Annotated in this window: 14 protein-coding genes; 5 read left to right on the forward strand and 9 right to left on the reverse strand. The window is 56.9% G+C overall.

Annotated elements, in window-relative coordinates:
* Positions 1 to 3: 3 nt before the first annotated feature.
* A complete protein-coding gene (locus ABIE59_RS05230) occupies positions 4 to 1,248 on the reverse strand; it encodes a hypothetical protein (RefSeq protein ID WP_354444908.1) in 1,245 nt (414 codons plus the stop codon).
* 76 nt (positions 1,249 to 1,324) lie between these two features.
* Here ABIE59_RS05230 and ABIE59_RS05235 point away from each other — a divergent pair, with 76 nt between their 5' ends.
* Complete coding sequence (locus ABIE59_RS05235; RefSeq protein WP_354444910.1) at positions 1,325 to 3,271, forward strand: CASTOR/POLLUX-related putative ion channel; 1,947 nt, start codon at positions 1,325 to 1,327, stop codon at positions 3,269 to 3,271.
* 20 nt (positions 3,272 to 3,291) lie between these two features.
* Here the strand turns inward: ABIE59_RS05235 and ABIE59_RS05240 are convergent, their stop codons facing one another.
* Genes ABIE59_RS05240 through ABIE59_RS05250 form a run of 3 tightly spaced genes read right to left on the reverse strand, consistent with a single transcriptional unit; the run spans position 3,292 to position 5,529 of the window.
* A complete protein-coding gene (locus ABIE59_RS05240) occupies positions 3,292 to 3,681 on the reverse strand; it encodes a CBS domain-containing protein (protein ID WP_354444912.1) in 390 nt (129 codons plus the stop codon).
* A 13-nt stretch (positions 3,682 to 3,694) separates the two neighbouring features.
* Complete coding sequence (locus ABIE59_RS05245; RefSeq protein WP_354444914.1) at positions 3,695 to 4,045, reverse strand: P-II family nitrogen regulator; 351 nt, start codon at positions 4,043 to 4,045, stop codon at positions 3,695 to 3,697.
* Positions 4,042 to 5,529, reverse strand: coding sequence for a DUF1538 domain-containing protein (locus ABIE59_RS05250; protein ID WP_354444916.1), 1,488 nt, complete (start codon positions 5,527 to 5,529; stop codon positions 4,042 to 4,044). The genes ABIE59_RS05245 and ABIE59_RS05250 overlap by 4 nt, the downstream gene beginning before the upstream one ends.
* A gap of 302 nt (positions 5,530 to 5,831) precedes the next feature.
* On the opposite strand from ABIE59_RS05250, the gene ABIE59_RS05255 reads away from it, so the two are divergent.
* Positions 5,832 to 7,424 (forward strand): isocitrate lyase, encoded by a 1,593-nt coding sequence (locus ABIE59_RS05255; RefSeq protein WP_354444918.1) that lies wholly within the window; start codon positions 5,832 to 5,834, stop codon positions 7,422 to 7,424.
* A 122-nt stretch (positions 7,425 to 7,546) separates the two neighbouring features.
* Here the strand turns inward: ABIE59_RS05255 and ABIE59_RS05260 are convergent, their stop codons facing one another.
* Positions 7,547 to 8,995 carry a phospholipase D family protein gene (locus ABIE59_RS05260; protein WP_244178176.1) on the reverse strand — a complete coding sequence of 483 codons (1,449 nt, stop codon included), beginning with the start codon at positions 8,993 to 8,995 and terminating at the stop codon, positions 7,547 to 7,549.
* Positions 8,996 to 9,083: 88 nt separating this feature from the next.
* Complete coding sequence (locus ABIE59_RS05265; RefSeq protein WP_106693891.1) at positions 9,084 to 9,686, reverse strand: TetR family transcriptional regulator; 603 nt, start codon at positions 9,684 to 9,686, stop codon at positions 9,084 to 9,086.
* Positions 9,687 to 9,854: 168 nt separating this feature from the next.
* On the opposite strand from ABIE59_RS05265, the gene ABIE59_RS05270 reads away from it, so the two are divergent.
* Together ABIE59_RS05270 and ABIE59_RS05275 are read left to right on the forward strand one after the other, a co-directional pair.
* The gene (locus tag ABIE59_RS05270) at positions 9,855 to 11,021 is read left to right on the forward strand and encodes an efflux RND transporter periplasmic adaptor subunit (protein ID WP_354444921.1); all 1,167 of its coding nucleotides are present in this window, start codon (positions 9,855 to 9,857) and stop codon (positions 11,019 to 11,021) included.
* Positions 11,021 to 14,134: an efflux RND transporter permease subunit gene (locus tag ABIE59_RS05275; RefSeq protein ID WP_106693889.1), complete on the forward strand. Its 3,114-nt coding sequence runs from the start codon at positions 11,021 to 11,023 to the stop codon at positions 14,132 to 14,134. Before ABIE59_RS05270 ends, ABIE59_RS05275 begins: the two co-directional genes overlap by 1 nt.
* A gap of 13 nt (positions 14,135 to 14,147) precedes the next feature.
* Here ABIE59_RS05275 and ABIE59_RS05280 read toward each other — a convergent pair whose 3' ends face one another.
* Entirely contained in the window at positions 14,148 to 14,306 is a 159-nt protein-coding gene (locus ABIE59_RS05280; RefSeq protein ID WP_167392876.1) for a hypothetical protein, read from the reverse strand.
* An 83-nt stretch (positions 14,307 to 14,389) separates the two neighbouring features.
* Here ABIE59_RS05280 and ABIE59_RS05285 point away from each other — a divergent pair, with 83 nt between their 5' ends.
* Positions 14,390 to 15,736 carry an SUMF1/EgtB/PvdO family nonheme iron enzyme gene (locus ABIE59_RS05285; protein ID WP_354444924.1) on the forward strand — a complete coding sequence of 449 codons (1,347 nt, stop codon included), beginning with the start codon at positions 14,390 to 14,392 and terminating at the stop codon, positions 15,734 to 15,736.
* Here the strand turns inward: ABIE59_RS05285 and ABIE59_RS05290 are convergent.
* Positions 15,706 to 17,277, reverse strand: coding sequence for a cation:proton antiporter domain-containing protein (locus ABIE59_RS05290; protein ID WP_354444926.1), 1,572 nt, complete (start codon positions 17,275 to 17,277; stop codon positions 15,706 to 15,708). The genes ABIE59_RS05285 and ABIE59_RS05290 overlap by 31 nt on opposite strands.
* A gap of 78 nt (positions 17,278 to 17,355) precedes the next feature.
* The gene (locus ABIE59_RS05295) at positions 17,356 to 18,291 is read right to left on the reverse strand and encodes an alpha/beta fold hydrolase (protein WP_354444928.1); all 936 of its coding nucleotides are present in this window, start codon (positions 18,289 to 18,291) and stop codon (positions 17,356 to 17,358) included.
* Between the last annotated feature and the right edge of the window lie 53 nt (positions 18,292 to 18,344).

Raw genomic sequence — 18,344 nt, forward strand, 5'->3', positions numbered from 1 at the left:
CGCTTACATCGGCCAGTGCAGTTGCAGGTTCCCGCCGCCAAAGCCGAATTTGTGCAGATAGAAGGTGGGGTTCAGGGTTAATACTGACTGGTTGTCGGCAGTGAGCCGGGTTTCGATGGGCACCGCCAGTTTGCCGGTAAAGCCGGTGTGCCTGCGCTGATCCTCCGCGCGTTCAAAGGTTTGTCGAATCTCCGGCGCACTGAGATAGATGCCGGGGCTGATGCTGGTGTGTTGGCTTGCCTGCAAGGTGATTTCACCGAACACGGTCGGTTCCCGCCGGCGGATGTTGCCGTGATCATTCAGCTCTCTTCCAAAGTACCCTGTCTCGTCCAGTTGCAGCCAGGCCAGCCCCAGCGTTGGCGACAAGTGGTGATGCGTCAGGGAAGCTGAAACATGGGCGCGGAGATGATCCCGCTCAAATGCCGAAGCTTGATTCTCCTCTGGTGCCTGTAACTGATACTCTCGCCGGGTATGCTCTCCCTCCAGATGCATCCGGACTAGCCATTGCCCCGCCGTTTGGCCATGGCTGATGGCCACTCTCAGCGTTTCGTTGCTGACGGTCAGGTTCTGCCGCCGGCTGATGAAGCGGGCATCCGGAGAAGCGTTGATCGATACAGTAGTGCCCGCGCCGGCGTGGTGTGCTTCCCGGTGCCACTGGAGAAAAAAGGACCTGGGTTCTTTGTCGAAACGGTCGGTGGTGTCGGTTTTTTCGTTAAAGTAGTAGTCTGGCAATATCACGCTGCCGTGAAGCCAGCTCTGGTCTGTTAGGTGGTGGCGGGCGCTCAGATAGATGTCGGACTCTGCCTTGTCGGAATACACATCACCCTGTAGCCAGACTTCGGTGTTTTGGCCCAGATTCTGACGGAAACCGACCAGTTGTCTCTGATAAGGGCCGTCCAGGTCTTCACTGCGCTGAATGTCGAGCAGAAAACCGTTCTGGTTGTCCCGGAACCCGAAATCCTGGCGAAACCGGAAATCGTAATAGAGCCGTCGACTGCTGACGCTGCCGCCGGTGCCGCGTATTCCGTTGTCGGTGGCTGCCGGCATGTGCTGGCGGTGGTCAAAGGTGAGTTCATGCAGAAAACGCTCGGTGTCGTAGGGCTCATCCCTACCAAGCACCACGGCATCGGCCCGCCAGGGCTGTGGAATATGGGCGGTGCTGCTGGCGCTGGCCGTGGACGCCAGCGCCGAAGCCAGGAGCAGGGCAGGCCACTGCAAGCGCCAGCGGCAGATTGAGATTTTAGTCACGGGTCAGGACACCTTACGGCCGGGCTTTGTTCTATCCTATGTGCAACATTCACCGTTCGCAAAAAAAGAGGGCTCCATGCTGCCATTCCGGGTTGTTGATCGCCTGAAGTTCGTCCTGGAGCGCCAGCTCGTCAAGGGGGCCGGGTTTCAGTTGCTGGTGGTCGGGTTTTTTATCGGCCTCATATCATTGATCGGCGGGTTACTGGTGGTGCCTCAGGGTGGGGAGTTTGACGACCCCGGCTCCGCCGTCTGGTGGGCATTCCTGCGCCTGACGGACCCTGGGTATCTGGGAGACGATGTCGGCACCTGGCAGCGGATCGTTTCTACGCTATTGACCGTGCTTGGCTATGTGGTGTTCATGGGCACCCTGGTCGCCATACTGACCCGCTGGCTGATCGCCAAAATGGCGGAGCTGGAGCGCGGGTTGACCCCGGTTACGCTGAAAAATCACTTCGTGGTCCTTGGCTGGAGCGCGCAAACACCGCCGCTGGTGTCTGAGTTGTTCGGCTCCACCGGGCGAATGCGACGCTTTCTGGAAAAACACGATACCCATAAACTCCGAATGGTTGTACTGGCGCACGAGGCGAGTGCGGCGCAAGTGCACGACCTGATGAGCGAACCCGGCGTCGGTCGGCGCGCCCGGGAGGTCATTCTGCGGTCAGGCTCCGCAATCCAGCCCGAGGCCCTTCATCGTGTGGCCTGCCTGGATGCAGCGGCGGTGATTGTGCCGAGCCATGTTCACGATGTGGGCAGTCTGGTGACCTCTGACGTTGAATCTGTGAAGGCCTTGTTATCCATCGCCGCTCAAGCCCGTCATTTGGATGTGCCCTTGCCTTTCGTAGTGGTTGAAATTCAGGATATGCGTAAGTTATCGGTGATCGAGCGTGCCTATCCTGGGGCTATCGAGGTGGTGGCAGGTGATGCAACGATCAGTCGGTTGCTGGTTCAGAACGTGCTCCACCCTCACCTCTCTGAGGTATACAACGAGCTGTTGACGGCGGGTGACGGCAATGAAATTTTCGTTCGTGGGGGAGAAACAGCAGAAGGTCAAACCCTGGCGGAGCTGGCGGCCAACCGGCCGAAAGCCATTGTGCTCGGCCTACTTCAATCGAGGCCTGAGGGTGGCTGGCATGTGAACCTGCTGGCACCGACAGATACCATTGTTGGTAATGAGGACCGGGTGGTTCTGATGGCCAGGGATTATGATGATACCGGGCCCGATCCGAAGGCCGAGTCCCTTGACCTGATTGAACGGGGGGAGGTGGTTCCGCCTGTTCAGGGTACTTCCGCAGGGCAGCGGATACTGGTGCTGGGCTGGAGCCGGCGGGTACCGAGCCTTATATCGGAATTCGGCAGTTATCGTGGCCGGAGGTTTGAGCTGGATCTGGTATCCACCGTGCCGGTTGATGAGCGGCGGCGTGAGATCAGTCGATATGGCGCAGACTTGCTGGCGGTTAATGGCCGACTGCTCGAAGCGGATTACATGGTTGAGGATGATCTGCGCCGCCTTGACCCTGCCAGCTATGACACGGTTATGCTACTGAGCAGTGATCGGGTTGGTTCCGGTGAAGAAGCCGATGCCAGGGCCATGGTGGGCTACCTGCAGCTGGAAGATCTGCTGGCAGAGTCGCCCCGCCGGCCACAGGTGATCATGGAACTCAGCGATCCTGATAACCGGCACCTGTTATACGCGAATCGAAGCGAGATGCTGATTACACCCATGGTGCTCAGTCATGTGCTGGCTCAGGTCGCCCTGCGTCGCGAGCTTCGGGTGGTGCTGGATGAACTGTTCACCGTGGGTGGCGCGGAGATTCAGTTCCGCGACCCTCACGATTATCCTTTGCCCGCCAGCACGGATTTCCAGTTGCTTGAGAAAATCGTCGCGGAAAAAGGGGAGATCGCACTCGGTCTCTACCGCATGGTGGCCGATGAACGTGGTCGTCGCCTCGTGATGAACCCGCCCCGGAACTATTATCTGGATCTGGGTGAAGGTGACCAGTTGCTGGTACTCGCCAGAAATTGATATCCCTGTGGTGGTGGCGCTTATTCAATGGTGTCCAGAAGTGCCTGCATGATGTCGTCCATCACCACGAAGCCTTTCAGTTCGTTGTCTGCCAGAACGAGCAGGCGCTTTACCCGATGCTCTGTCATCAGGCTGGCGGCGTGTCGGAGCGAAAGGCTCTCACCAACGCTGATCACCGGCTTGGCGCACACGTCATAAACGTTCAGCAGATCAATATCACCGTCTTCAGCGATGACAGCCTTAAGCACGTTGGTGTAAGTGATCAGCCCCCAGGCGTCATGCTCGTTCTGGCGGTCAACCACAAGAGACTTCACTTTGTGGCGTTTCATCAGTGACAGGGCCTCACGCAGTGTCGAGAAGGGTGAAGTCCTGATGATCTCGGTAACCATTACATCTTTGACCAGCTTCATCGCAGCGCTCCGATCAGAGTGAATCTTTCAGGTGTTGTTCGAACTTTTCGACCTGGGCCATATCGATGCCCCCGAGATGTTCCAGAGGCACGGTGAAAATCAGGCCCTGAGAGTCTTTGCGATCGGGCATGACCACCTTTTGCAGGGCTTTGAGTATCTCCAGCGACAGTGCTTTTTCAAGCACCATCACCAAGACACTCTGGCTGCCATCGTAGGTAAGTCCGAAAAACGTCTTATGGGCCGTGTTACTGATCCCCCGGCCAGACATCACGGTGATGCCTCCGGCGCCCAGTTCCCGGGCTTCGTCTATGCATTCCTGTTCAAGGTCTTCCGGAACGATCGCGACCAATGCCGAAAATTTCATTGGAGTGCCTTCCTTTGATCTGAAAGAAGTTGCGAAAGGATGGCGTATGCCATCACCGTAACAATGGGAAAAATGGATGCAAATGCAATCAACCCGAAACCATCAATCAATACATTTCGCCCCTCGATACTGGAGGCCAGCCCAATGCCCAGCGCTGTCACCAGCGGAACCGTGACTTCGGATGTGGTCACCCCACCCAGATCAAAGGCCAGGGCGACAATATACCCTGGAGCGAGTGCGGTCAGGAGGATAACCAGAACATAGCCGCCCATGATGTAGTAGTGGATGGAATCTCCGGTGATAATGCGGTGCACACCGATGGTAATGCCAATGGCGACCCCAGCCGCCACCAGAAAGCGAATGACACTTCCGTTGATCTCGCCAGCAGCGGCTTCCTCCGCCTGTTTGCCGATGGCGATCAGGGCAGGTTCGGCCATCGTGGTGGCAAAGCCAATCAACAAAGCGAAAAGGTAAATGTAGGCCAGATTATCCCGGGCCGTAAGTTGCTCGGCCATGCTGGTGCCGATCGGGAACAGGCCCATTTTCAGGCCGACGACAAAGGCGTACAGGCCGAGTATCACCAGTAAAAAGCCGAAAGCCACTTTGCGTGGGTTACTCAGTTTCCTGCGAAGCACAAGGTACTGAAAGATTATCACGGTGAGAATGATGGGCAGGACATCCCGGACAAGTTCCGCGAGATCCAGCAGCATGGCGACTGCTCCGGCAGGCGCTTCATTGTCGCCGTCATCGGTAATAAGCAGTTCACCGCTTGGTGGGCTGCCCGCGTACACAGCCATGCCGTAGATCTGAACGGTAATCATCGGAACCATGACCGCCAGCCCAACCAGCCCAAAGCCATCAATCAGCGGGTTGCGCCCCCGGATGGACGCGGCCAGGCCGATGCCCAGAGCGGCAATGAGAGGCACTGTAACCACGTTGGTGGTGACACCGCCGGAGTCATAGGCAAGGCCGACAATCTCTTCCGGCGCAAACCAGGTCACGATCACCACGGTGACATAACCGGCGATCATGAACCAGTGAAGGGGGTAGCCGAAGATGGTCCGGAATATTCCGAGCGCCACCACCAGTCCCACCGACAGTGCCACCAGTACCCTCAGTGTGAAGGCCTGAATCCGGCCCCCGCTGATACTCTGAGCCTGTTCGGCAACGGCAATCAGAGCGGGCTCAGCGATCACGGCGGAGAATCCCATGGCAAAGCCGAAACCGAGTAATATGGTGATGGAGCCGCGCCTGGTGAATTGGTTGGAAAGGCTTTTACCAACGGGAAAGATGCTGAGCTCCAGGCCTTGAAGGAACAGAGCAACGCCGACAGCGACAACCAGCAAGCCAACAGCCATGCTGCCGAGGTCATCGGGAATCTGTTGCAGGATAACCCACTGAAAGAAAGCGACCACAACAACGATCGGCAGCAGGTTCTTGAGTGCGTGCAGCAGTGCGCGGCCAAACGATTTCAGGTAAAACACTTGGGAGTCTTGTTGCCCCGGTGCGGCGTCCGTTTCTGAAAAGTGTCATGGTCAGTGGGCATAGTAGCATGGTGGGCGTCCGGGACAATGACCCCGCTCAATCCTACGACGCCCTGCCTTCCATATTCATACAAAAAATGCCGAAAATACACCATATAAATTTCAATTATAAATCGGAAAGCACTAAAGTTACGCCCAACGTCATCCCCTGCCGGGTTGTATAAGCAGGTGGCTGGCTCCGGAAGCTGCTGGCAGCAGCGTTTCCGACCCTTTTGAATATAAACGTAGAAAGGATAGAGATCATGCCCTACGCACAAGACGTCGACCAAATCGCTTCCATCCTGAAGCAGAACCCGACCTGGAATGCCATCAACCCGAAGCACGCTGCCCGTATGCGCGCCCAGAACAAATTCAAGACTGGTCTGGACATCGCCAAGTACACCGCCAAGATCATGCGTGAAGACATGGCTGCGTACGATGCCGATTCTTCCCAGTACACTCAGTCTCTGGGTTGCTGGCACGGTTTCATCGGTCAGCAGAAGCTGATCTCCATCAAGAAGCACTTCGGTACCACCAAGCGTCGTTACCTGTACCTGTCTGGCTGGATGGTTGCCGCCCTGCGCTCTGAGTTCGGCCCGCTGCCTGACCAGTCCATGCATGAGAAGACTGCTGTATCTGGCCTGATCGAAGAGCTCTACACCTTCCTGCGCCAGGCTGACGCATGGGAACTGAACCACCTGTTCCGTGCCCTGGAAGAAGCTGAAAACGCTGGCGACAGCGCCAAGGCCGCTGAGCTGATCAAGCAGATCGACAACCACGAAACTCACGTTGTGCCGATCATTGCCGACATCGACGCTGGTTTCGGTAATGCCGAAGCAACCTACCTGCTGGCCAAGCAGATGATTGAAGCCGGTGCTTGCTGTATCCAGATCGAAAACCAGGTATCTGACGAGAAGCAGTGTGGCCACCAGGACGGTAAAGTAACCGTTCCGCACGCCGACTTCCTGTCCAAGATCAACGCGGTTCGTCTGGCGTTCCTGGAACTGGGTGTGGACGACGGTGTTATCGTTGCCCGTACTGACTCCCTGGGTGCTGGCCTGACCAAGCAGATCGCTGTCACCAACGAGCCGGGTGACCTGGGTGACCAGTACAACAGCTTCCTGGACGGCGAGTACATCGAAGACGCTTCCCAGATCGAGAACGGCGACGTTGTGATCAAGTCCAACGGCAAGCTGCTGAAGCCGAAGCGCCTGGCCTCTGGCCTGTTCTGCTTCAAGCCGGGCTCTGGCGAAGACCGTGTTGTTCTGGACTGTATCACCAGCCTGCAGAACGGCGCCGACATGCTGTGGATCGAGACTGAAAAGCCGCACGTTGGCCAGATCGCTGCCATGGTTAACCGCATCAAGGAAGTGGTACCCGACGCCAAGCTGGTTTACAACAACAGCCCGTCCTTCAACTGGACTCTGAACTTCCGTCAGCAGGTATTCGATGCCATGCAGGAAGAAGGCAAAGACGTATCTGCCTACGACCGCGCCAAGCTGATGAGCGCCGAGTACGACAACACTGAGCTGGGCCAGCTGGCTGACGAGTGGTGCCGTAACTTCCAGCGTGATGCGTCCCGTGAAGCTGGTGTATTCCACCACCTGATCACTCTGCCGACGTACCACACTGCAGCCCTGTCTACCGACAACCTGGCCAAAGGCTACTTCGGTGACGAAGGCATGCTGGCCTACGTTGAAGGTGTTCAGCGCAAGGAAATCCGTCAGGGCATCGCGACTGTGAAGCACCAGGACATGGCCGGTTCCAACATCGGTGATGACCACAAAGAGTTCTTCGCTGGTGAAGCGGCTCTGAAGGCCGGTGGTAAAGACAACACCATGAACCAGTTCGGTTAATCGACCGGTTCCGGTTGTCCGGCAGGCACTCATTGCCTGCCAGCTACCAGAAACCCCGCAAGGCTTTTGCTTTGCGGGGTTTTCTTTCAGATGCTTGAACTGTATCGCAATTCAGTTTCTGATCAGAGGAGCGGTTCAAGAGGAAGTAGTGACATCAGGAATACCAGTGTGCGGATGCCTGCCGATGTATAGGGTTCTTTGGTGTGAATGGTTTTGCCATCCGGGTTCTGTTCAACCCAATACAGGCGGTCGCGGGAATCAAGTCGCACCCGGTAGCTGCTGCTCGGCAGCAATGAACTGATCTCCCGTTCCATATTTCCAGCGAGTTTTTCACTTTCAATGACAAAGCCAAGTTCAGTGTTGAGGTTAATTGACCGGGGATCGAAGTTAAACGAGCCGATAAACACGTCTCTGTGGTCCACAATGAAGGTCTTTGCGTGCAGGCTGGAACCTGAGTTGCCAAAGGGCCTTTTAGATTCGTGGGGTTCTATGGAATCGCTGCCCAGTTTGCGCATTTCGAACAGCTCCACTCCGGCCTTGATCAGTGGTTTACGGTAGCCTGCGTATCCCGAATGAACAGCGGCAACATCGGTCGCCTCCAGGGAGTTGGTCAGGATGCGGACCCGAATGCCCTGTCCGGCCAGATTCCGAAAATAATCCAAGCCTTCGGCGGTCGGAACAAAGTAGGGTGAGATCAGGGTCAGGGCGGTTTTCGGCTCGCCAATGGCATTACGTAGCTGATGGCTGAGCATGGCTCTTTGTTGGGCTTTGTCTGCGATTTTCCCGGGTGGATCACTGATCATGCGGGTTGGTGCCCACAATAAAGAGAGATTGCCATCAACTATTTGTTCCGTTAGTTCTGAGTTTTCAATGGCTTCCAGGTAATGTTGGGCCCTGGCGGCATTCTGTTGTTGCTTGAGCCGGTGGAGCATGTGTTTTGCGCTCCCACTTGCTTTCGGTAGCAGTGTTTGTGCCGGATAACTGAACGGACTGTTCCAGTATTTATCGAAGTCGGCTGAGACCTCGTCCACGACCGCGCCCGCAGCCAGGACATCAAGATCTGAAAATAGCAGGCCGTCTGTGGCGCCGAAGTATTCATCGCCGATGTTACGGCCGCCAATAATAGTAACTTGGTTGTCGGCGGTAAAAGATTTGTTGTGCATTCGCCGGTTAAGTCGTGAAAAATCGGTGATATAGCCAAGCCATTTGGGCGAGCGAACCACAAAGGGGTTGAACAGCCGGATGTGTATGTTGGGTTGTTCAGCCAAGGCCGCGAGGGCGTCATCCATGCCTCGAATACCGTTGTCGTCAAGCAGCAGGCGGACGCGAACACCGCGGTCAGCTGCGGACAACAAAGACTCCAGCAATAACGTGCCGGTAATGTCGGCACGCCAGATATAGTACTGAATGTCTAGCGTCTGCTCGGCAGCCCCCGTGAGAAGAATTCGGGCCGTGAAGGCGTCGTGAGCATCGGCCAGCGGGTGGATGCCGGATAAATCGGGGTTGGTCTGGCGCTTGGAAAGCCAGGCGCGGCCCAGGCGGGTATCAGTGGTAACATGATCAGGGGCCACATAATGTTGCGTTTTTTGTTCGAGAACTGGCAGGGCGCAGCCTGCCAATATCAGCAAGGAAAGCGCAAATGCGCAGGTTCGTAAGGGTTCAGGGCCGTAACAGCAGGCCACGGAAACTACTTTCGACAAATATGGGGGCAATGTCATTTAGCGGCCACTTTTCCGGATCTGCCAGCCAGTCAAAGAACAGACCCAGCATCTGTGTGTGGAGCAGGTAGGCGGCTTGCGCCGGAGTCAGTTCAGGGTGTAGTTTTGCTCGGTTGCTCGGGCGCTCCAGGATTTCGGTCAAAAACTCGGTGGCTTCCAGGGCCAGTTCCCTATGCTTGGCGATGGCCTGGTCAGATTCGTTGCGATGGAACAGGATCTTGTATACCCGAAAGTAGCGGGTATCTTCGGCTAGCTTGCGCAGAGCGATAATGCACAGGTTTTTCAGGCTTTCAAGCCCCTGATCTGCTTCTGCGGTTTCATCCATCATCTTGCTCAGCGGCGCCCTGACCCGCTCGAGCATGGCGTCCAGGACGTCTGCCTTGTTACGAAAATGCCAGTACACGGCGCCTCGGGTAACACCAGCCTTGCGGGCAATTGTTTCCAGTGAGGTTTTTGCAACCCCTTTGTCCATAAAGATGCATTCAGCCGCATCAAGAATCGCTTCCCGCGTAGCTTCGGCTTCGGCTTTTGTTTTACGGGCCATGGTAAATCACAGTCATCTAATTGTGGAAAAACGAAGTATAAAGGAATCTTGTTTGCTTACATACATGATTGGATGTATTTTGGCACGACGTTCAGGGTATAGGAAATCCGCCCTCCTTTCATAGTTGGGGCGTTTAACATAGTCAACCGGTTTTCAGGAGACACCGCCATGCGTATTGATAACGCATCCGGGCCATGGGCCCGCACCGCAAAGGTTTGTGCAGTATTGTCCTCTCTGTTGATTGTCAGCGCATGCAGTAACGACGATGCAGGAGACCAGCAGGGCGATGGTATGCCCCCGGCGGCTGTTGTAGTTGAGCGGGCGAAGGCGTCAGACATCAGTGTACGGCAAGACTACGCTGGCCGCGCGCGTGGAGCGCGGGAGGTCGAAGTTCGGGCGCGTATCCAGGGTATTCTTGAAGAGCGCCTTTACGAAGAAGGTCAGATGGTGCGAGAGGGTGACTCGCTGTTCCGGATCGATCCAAAGCCTGCGGAGGCTGCGCTGCAGGGGGCTAAAGCTCAACGCCAAATGGCCGAGGCAGATTTGCGCCAGGCGGAGCGCGAGTGGAACAGGATATCGTCTTTGTTCCAGCGTAATGCAGTCAGTGAGCGTGAAAGGGATGCTGCCCAGTCAGCGTTGGAACTGGCTCAGGCTAACCTCGCGGTTGCCAGTGCCGGGATTTCTCAGGCAGAGCTGGATGTTGGTTATACCTCGGTGAAAGCCCCGATCAGTGGGGTCACCAGCCTTGAGGATTTTCCGGAGGGCAGCCTGATCAGCACGGGTACCCTGCTTACCACGATTGTTCAGCTGGATCCTATCCATGTGCGCTTTGCTTTGCCGGAGAACGATGCCAGCATTCGCCGAGCTGCGCGCGAAGGCATGCGCGATGCGATAGAGCAGGAAGTGGCTGCCCGCCTTGTCCTCGCTGACGGCCAGGAGTATGAGCTGGATGGCCGGATAGACTTTACGGCATCCACTCTGGACCCTCGAACAGGCACGGTGTCGGCGCGGGCAATCTTCCCCAATCCGGAAAATGAGATTGTGCCCGGCCAGTTTGTGCGTGTGCGGGTTGAATTGCAGAATTTTGAAAATGCCGTCGCTATTCCTGAGAAGGCGGTGACTCAGGGCCCTGATGGCCCTGTGGTATTTACAGTAAGTGATGAAAACACCGCTCAGGCTCGTCAAGTTGAGCTTGGTCCGGTGAGTGGCGGCCGCCAGATCATACTGAGCGGATTGGAAGACGGAGATCTTTACATCGTAAGTGGTCTTGTTAACCTGCGCGATGGCTCCCGGGTTGAAGTGACCAACCCGGACGACGAGGGAGGTGCTGGCTGATGCTTCGTACTTTCATTGATCGTCCTATCTTTGCTTCAGTTGTTTCTATCATCATCACCCTCGGCGGCCTTCTGGCACTGATCGGATTGCCTGTAGAGCAGTACCCCAATGTGGTGCCGCCTCAGGTTGTGGTTGATGGGCGTTTTCCGGGCGCCAGCGCGGATGTGATTTCTGATTCGGTGGTGGCACCGCTGGAGCAGGAAATCAACGGTGTGGATAACATGATCTACATGGAGTCCAGCGCCACCGACTCAGGCATTTTCCAGATAACAGTGTCTTTCGAGATCGGAACGGATCCTGACCAGGCAACCATTAACGTCAATAACCGCGTTCAGCAAGCGCTGGCGCGCTTGCCGCAATCGGTACGTGACCAAGGGTTGAAGGTAGAGGCGCGTTCCACATCGATCCTCCAGGTTGTTACCCTTTCTTCGCCAGATAACAGCATGGATGTGGTGGAAATCTCAAATTATGCCCTGCTGAATGTCCTCGACGAGCTGGTGCGTTTGCCAGGCATTGGTGATGCTTCTCTTTTCGGTGCCCAGGATTACTCCATGCGAGTTTGGCTGCGTCCCGACAAGCTGGCTCAGTTCGAGCTGACTCCTGACGATGTGGCCAATTCCTTGCGCGCCCAGAATGCCCAGTTTGCCGCTGGCCGTATCGGAGCGGAACCGGCACCGGAGGGGCAGGCATTTACCTTCAGCGTGTCGGCCCCGGGTCGCCTGACCACTCCGGAAGAGTTTGGCGAAGTTATTCTGCGCAGTGATGAACAGGGAGCATCCTTGAGATTGAAGGATGTTGCCCGCATCGAGTTGGGTGCGCAGAATTACGATTTTTCGGCCACCTACAATGGCGGTGCGACGGTGCCCATTGGTGTGTATCTGCAGCCCGGGGCCAATGCGTTGGATGCTGCTGAAGCAGTGAATGCCGCTATGCAAGAAATTTCGGGACGTTTCCCGGAAGGGCTGGAATACGACGCTCCTTACGATACGACCCTGTTCATCGATATCTCCATTCAGGAGGTGATCTCTACCTTTATCGTGGCGGTATTACTGGTGGTGCTGGTCACCTTCCTGTTCCTGCAACATTTCAACGCGACCCTGATTCCGTTAATTGCCATCCCGGTATCCCTGATCGGCACGTTTGCCGGCATGCAGGCCCTTGGGTTCTCGGTCAACCTGCTGACGCTGTTCGGGCTGATACTGGCCATCGGGGTGGTGGTGGATAACGCCATCATCATCATGGAAAACGCCGAGCGCCTGATGAAAGAGCAGGGCATGTCCTCCTACGACGCGGCGGTGGAGACCATTCAGCAAGTATCGGGCGCGGTGGTCTCATCCACCCTGGTGCTGGTTGCCGTGTTCGCGCCGGTGGCCTTCCTGGGGGGGCTCAGTGGTGAGTTGTACCGGCAGTTTGCCATCACCATTGCTGTCTCGGTGGTGATCTCAGGCGTGGTGGCGCTCACGCTGACCCCCGCAATGTGTGCTCTGTTGCTGGGTCACGAGGGCAAACAGTTGACCGTATTCCGCTGGTTCGATGCCGGTTTTGAAAAGCTCACCAAGGGCTTCTCCGCCGTAGTGGACTGGCTGCTGAGGCATGCCGTTATAGGCGTGCTACTGTTTGTAACGATGATTGGCGGCACTGCCTTTCTGCTGAACAAAATGCCCTCGGGCCTGGTGCCCCAGGAGGATCAGGGGTTTGTGCTGGCGGCCTACTCGTTGCCTCCTTCATCGGCCCTGAGCCGAACAGCCAATACCCGAGACGAGCTGGCTGAGCAGATGATGCAGTTGCCGGAAGTGAAAGATGTGGTGTCTTTTGCCGGCTTTGACATCATCTCCAGCGCCTTGCGCACCAACAGCGGTGTCGCCTTCGTGACTCTGGAGGATTGGGCCGAGCGGGAAGGCGAGGGACAGAAGGCCGCCGATATTGCCAATAAAATCATGGGCATCGGCTTTGGTATGCCGGAAGCCTTCGTGATTGCCTTCACTCCGCCGCCTATTCAGGGCTTGTCCACGACCGGTGGCGTCGAGGGCTACATCCAGGCCCGGGGTGGTCGGACGTCGACCGAGATAAAGGCTATCGCTGATCAGTTCACTCAGGCTGCCAATGCCCGGCCAGAGCTGCAAAACGTGCGGGTTACTCTCGACACAGGCATTCCCCGTTACCAGGCCAACGTGGATCGGGAAAAAGCCCAGGCAGCTGGCGTGCCAATCGATCAGATCTTCACCACCATGCAGAGCACCTTCGGTGGCCTGTACGTGAATGACTTCACTCTGCAGGGCCGTAACTGGCAGGTAAACCTGCAGTCGGAGGGTGAGTTCCGCAGTCATCCGGACGATCTGCGCCGGGTGTTTGTCCGTTCGGGCTACGGCGAGATGATTCCACTGAGTTCCCTGGTGGAACTGGAACGGGTCAGCGGCCCGGACATCCTGAACCGGTTTAATGTGTATCCGGCGGCCAAGCTGTTGGCTGACCCGGCGCCCGGTTATACGACCGGTGATGCCCTGACAGCCCTGCAGGCAGTTGCTGCTGAACAGTTTGATCGCAATACCCTGCTGGGCTGGACCGGTGAAGCCTATCAGCTGCAGGATTCCGCCGATTCCGGCATTCTCGCCTTTGGCATGGGCCTGCTGCTGGTGTTCCTGATACTGGCGGCGCAGTACGAGCGCTGGGGCTTGCCGGTAGCGGTGGCGACGGCTGTGCCGTTCGGTGTCTTTGGTGCTGCTCTGGCATCGTTACTCCGTGGTTTCCCCAACGATATCTATTTCCAGGTGGGCCTGCTGGTGTTGATTGGCCTGGCTGCGAAAAACGCCATTCTGATCGTGGAATTTGCCGCCCAGAACCGGAAAAGTGGCATGAGTTCCTTTGATGCTGCCAGCACCGCTGCACGGCAGCGTTTCCGGGCCATTATGATGACAGCACTGACGTTCATCGTGGGTTCCATGCCGCTGGCCTTCAGTACCGGTGCGGGTGCGGTTTCCCGTCAGGAAATCGGTACCGTAGTGGTGGGCGGTATGCTGGCTGCCAGTACCCTGGCGCTGTTCTTCGTGCCGTTGTTCTACAAGCTGATCGAAGATCTTGCCGATTGGCGGCGTAACCGCAAGAAGGCTGCCTGAGGTGGCCTGATTTTCAGCGCCTATCGTATTGATAGCGACTAAACCGCCGCGGGTTTCCGACCTCGGCGGTTTTTTCTTTGTTATCCTTCATTGGAGTGCGAAGCCGTGTCGGGAAGGCCTGTCCAAAAAACGCTCCTTGCGGCACATCCATGTGGCGCTTCTGCTCCGCCATCCATGGCTCCGCAAATTTTTGGACAGGCCTTCCCGACACGTCTTCCCAGACTTTGGGAGTGAGACGCTTTGGAGTTAGGGCTTATGGTTGCCGAGGACAATAAGATTCAGCTGCTGGAAGAGTTAGAGTTAGCCAGATCCCGCACGGAGCAACTGATCCGCACGCTGGCGGAGCAGCAACTCGATGTTCCCTACCATCCCGGTGTGAACCCTCCGCTCTGGGAAATGGGGCATTCTGCGTTCTTCTATGAGGTCTTCGTGTTTAACCTGCTGGATGGCACGCTAAGTTATAATCCTGCCATGGACGACCTCTGGGATTCCTTTCATGTGGATCACACGGATCGCTGGCGCCGGGATTTGTTTCCCGGCCGTGAGGAAACGCTCACGTACTTCAATGCCATTTACGATCGGGTTGCAGAGCGCATCAAGAACCGGGAGTTGACCGAGCGGGAGTTGTATCTCTACCGCTACGCGATTTATCACCAGAACATGCACATCGAGTCGCTGATCTGGTGCCGGCAGACGGTGGGGTATCCGGCGCCTGCAGATTTCAAGGGCGACCGTCCGGCACCGGGTGAGGCCATAGCGGGTGATGCGGAAATCCCAGCCGGGCGCTGGGTAATTGGTATGCCCGGCGAGTCTCAACACTACGCAACCGACGACTTTGCCTTTGATGCCGAGAAACCCCGCTTCGAGATTGAACTACCGGCGTTTGCCATCAGTCGTACGCTGGTGAGCAATCGGGAGTTTCAGGCGTTTGTGGACGATTGCGGCTACCAGCGGCCAGAGTTGTGGTCGTTTGGTGGCAGGAAATGGCTGGAGTCTGAGCAGGATGTCAGCCTGGTGCACGGGGTAAAGGAGCCTCTGATGCATGTACCCCGGCATCCGTTGTACTGGCGCTGGCATGATGGCCAATGGCAGGAGCGAGTGTTTGACCGGTGGCTGTCTCTGGAGCCAGACGCGCCGGTTTCCCACGTCACCTATTGGGAAGCAGAGGCGTACTGCAAGTGGGCGGGGCGTCGGTTGCCGACGGAGTACGAATGGGAAGTGGCGGCGCTGGGCAATAAGCCCGGGGAACCGTTCCGCCGTTACCCCTGGGGCAATGAGGCTCCGGACAGTTCAAGGGCGGATATGGACGGCCGCTCCATAGCCTGTAATCCGGTGTGGGATTATCCCGCCGGGGACAGTCGGTCGGGTTGCCGGCAGATGATTGGCTCGGTGTGGGAGTGGACCACCAACGACTTCTTGCCCTATGACGGTTTCAAGGTGGACATGTACCCGTTTATGTCCACCTTGCAGTTTGCCACCCATAAGGTCACCAAGGGTGGCAGCTGTGTCACGTCATCCAACCTGATTCGTGGCACCTACCGGCAGGCTTATCTGCCGTTCCGCAGTGATGTCTATACCGGGTTCCGCACCTGCGCGGGCTGAAGCTCGGTGTTCTCCATCAGGTGGCTTGCCAGGGCTACCCCGGTTTCGCTCATGGTCAGGTAGGCATCGTCAGCGCCTGCTTCGCGGATTTTCTCTGCTTCATCGGTGTACATGGTGTGTGCCACCACGTAGCCGGTAAAGCCCAGCTTGCGGAGCATTCTGGCCGCAATCAGTTTGCCCTCGATATCATTCATGGCCAGCACCACGGATTCCAAGTCCGGCATGTGCAAGCCCTCCCAGAAGGTCGTGTCTTCGGCGTCGGCAAACACCACGTTGCGCCCTTCCTTCTGATGTGTTTCTGCTTTCGCCGGGTCTGAATCCAGCCCCATCAGGCGAGGTTCGTGAGGCAGCAGCCAGTCATAGGTGGCGGTGCCCGTGCGGCCCATTCCCATCACCAGAATCCGGGTGTCGCCCAGCGAAATCGGTTGTTCATCCGGGTGGCGTTTATGGCTCTCAAAGCGTGAAATGCGGTGAGCGATTCGCTCATAGATGCCGTGGGCAAATCGGTTCAGCGGAGCTGAAATCACGAATGATAGAGATACCGTTATGGCCAGCGGTACCAGCCATTGCGGCAGGGCCACACTGGCGACGATCAGGCCAAATTCGCTGTAGTTGGTCAGAGACAGAGAGGTCAGGAAGCTGCTGCGGGCCCGCAAACGGAAAAGCAGCAACAGGAAGTAGAACAGGATACCTTTTAGCGGCAGAACCAGAGCGGTAACCAGTGCAAACATCAGAGCCTGCTGATCTGGCAGGCCGCCGATACCGATCTGCAGGAAGAATCCTACCAGGAACACTTCCTTGACGCTCCACAGTGATTTGGCCAGCTCCTGTGAGCGGGGATGGTTGGCGAGCATGGCCCCGAAGATGAGTGCGCCCAGTTCGGAGCTCAGGCCAACGGCCTCAAAACCGAGGCCGCCAACAACCAGGGCCAGCAGCAGGCCCAGCAGAACCAGTAATTCATCGTGGCCACTGGCATCCAGCAGTTTGAACAGCAGCGGTCTGATCAGCGGTAAGCCGAAGATCATCAGCGCCCACTCGGAAGGGGATTTTCCGGCTGCCACGCTCATCACCACCAGGGCGATCAGGTCTTGCATGATCAGAATCCCAATGGCGACGCGGCCGTGGAACGCGCGGAGCTCCCGTTTGCTTTCCAGTACCTTGGCCGCCAGAACTGTACTGGAGAAGGAGAGGGCGATGGCCAGCATCAGTGCCGTAGTCCAATCCAGATCCAGCAGCCAGTAGAGCCCAGGAGTAAAGACCAGACAGGTTATCGAGAAATGCAGCAAGCTGCCGCCGATGACTTCCGGGCTGACGATGGACCGGAGCTTCAGTTTCAGGCCAACGGTGAATAGCAGCAGCAGAACGCCAAGGTGCGCGATGTGCTGCAAAACAGCGGTTTCTTCAATCTCGATGCCAGTCATCGCCGACATGCCGCTCAAGGCAAAGCCTGCTGCCAGATAGCCCACCAGCGGGGGCAGGCCAACAGCTTTTACGAGCAGTCCTAGGACAAAGGCGAAGGTGATCCAGATAGCTTCAGGCATGTCATGTTCTTGTAGAGGGGTGAAAAGAAAGCCTGAAGCCTACCCTTTTTCCGATGCCAAATGTAGTAGCACTTGGTTTCAGGGTTGTGTGCTGGCCATAAACTCCCTGAAAAGCTGTGCCGACTCTTCGGGAACCTCAACCATGGGGGCATGACCGACGTCATCCAGGATCACTTTGCGTGCGTTCGGGATGGCGTCAACGAACACATCGGCGTTGCGGTAGTCGATCACCCGGTCCAGCTTGCCCCAGACCACCAGCACCGGGGCTTGGATTCGGGTAATGGCGTTGCGGAAGTCTGGCTCAAATCCAGTGTCGCGGATGGCGGCAAAGATAACCTCGTTCACTTCCCGGTTGGCGATGGCTTTCTCTTCCATCACATCAAAAATCGGCCAGGGCACGAACGGGCGCTTTTCGAGAGCGAAGTCCAGAAGCTTGTCGAAGTCGCCTTCCTTTTTTGGAATCAGGGGGTTGTCGCCCTCCATTACCAGATCCACCAGCTCGCTCTCGTATTCAAAGATCCCGGCGGGGTCGAACAGAACGGCAGTCTGGATCTGATCCGGGTGTGTGGCGGCGTAGAGTGCGGTGATGGCGCCGCCCATGGAGTTGCCCATCATGTGGAACTGGCTTACGCCCAGTTCAGCCAGGATCTGGTTCAGGTAGTTCACCTGGTCTTCAAACCGGTAGCCGATGTCCAGAGGCTTGCTGCTGTCGCCATGGCCGGGCAGGTCGATGGCGTAGACGTTGAACTCGCCCTTGAACTCCTTGGCCAGCCGCGTCCAGTTATCCTTGTTGGCGCCGAAGCCGTGTATCAGGACCAGGGTGTCACCTTCTACAGCCTCTTTGCTGCGCAGATAGGCAATGTCCAACTCGCCGACTGTGACTTCCGCTGTCTCAAGGCCGGCGCTGGAACGCTCCCAGCCGATGGCGCTGTCGTAGATGCCCTGTTTGGAACAGGCGCTGACAAGAAGGGTGGTGACAAGCAGCAGGGCAAGGTTGAGTGCGTTTCGGGGCACGGAGAACTCCTTTTCATTGTGGTCGTTGTGAACGCTAACACTACCCCAGAAAA

The sequence above is a fragment of the Marinobacter sp. MBR-99 genome (genome assembly GCF_040547575.1).
Taxonomy (GTDB): domain Bacteria; phylum Pseudomonadota; class Gammaproteobacteria; order Pseudomonadales; family Oleiphilaceae; genus Marinobacter.

What these genes read in the sequence shown, in the direction of transcription:
- ABIE59_RS05235 (WP_354444910.1), top strand. Translation starts at nt 1,325, where the DNA reads ATGCTGCCATTCCGGGTTGTTGATCGCCTGAAGTTCGTCCTGGAGCGC.
- ABIE59_RS05240 (WP_354444912.1), bottom strand. Translation starts at nt 3,681, where the DNA reads ATGAAGCTGGTCAAAGATGTAATGGTTACCGAGATCATCAGGACTTCA.
- ABIE59_RS05245 (WP_354444914.1), bottom strand. Translation starts at nt 4,045, where the DNA reads ATGAAATTTTCGGCATTGGTCGCGATCGTTCCGGAAGACCTTGAACAG.
- ABIE59_RS05255 (WP_354444918.1), top strand. Translation starts at nt 5,832, where the DNA reads ATGCCCTACGCACAAGACGTCGACCAAATCGCTTCCATCCTGAAGCAG.
- ABIE59_RS05265 (WP_106693891.1), bottom strand. Translation starts at nt 9,686, where the DNA reads ATGGCCCGTAAAACAAAAGCCGAAGCCGAAGCTACGCGGGAAGCGATT.
- ABIE59_RS05270 (WP_354444921.1), top strand. Translation starts at nt 9,855, where the DNA reads ATGCGTATTGATAACGCATCCGGGCCATGGGCCCGCACCGCAAAGGTT.
- ABIE59_RS05275 (WP_106693889.1), top strand. Translation starts at nt 11,021, where the DNA reads ATGCTTCGTACTTTCATTGATCGTCCTATCTTTGCTTCAGTTGTTTCT.
- ABIE59_RS05280 (WP_167392876.1), bottom strand. Translation starts at nt 14,306, where the DNA reads ATGGCGGAGCAGAAGCGCCACATGGATGTGCCGCAAGGAGCGTTTTTT.
- ABIE59_RS05285 (WP_354444924.1), top strand. Translation starts at nt 14,390, where the DNA reads ATGGTTGCCGAGGACAATAAGATTCAGCTGCTGGAAGAGTTAGAGTTA.
- ABIE59_RS05290 (WP_354444926.1), bottom strand. Translation starts at nt 17,277, where the DNA reads ATGCCTGAAGCTATCTGGATCACCTTCGCCTTTGTCCTAGGACTGCTC.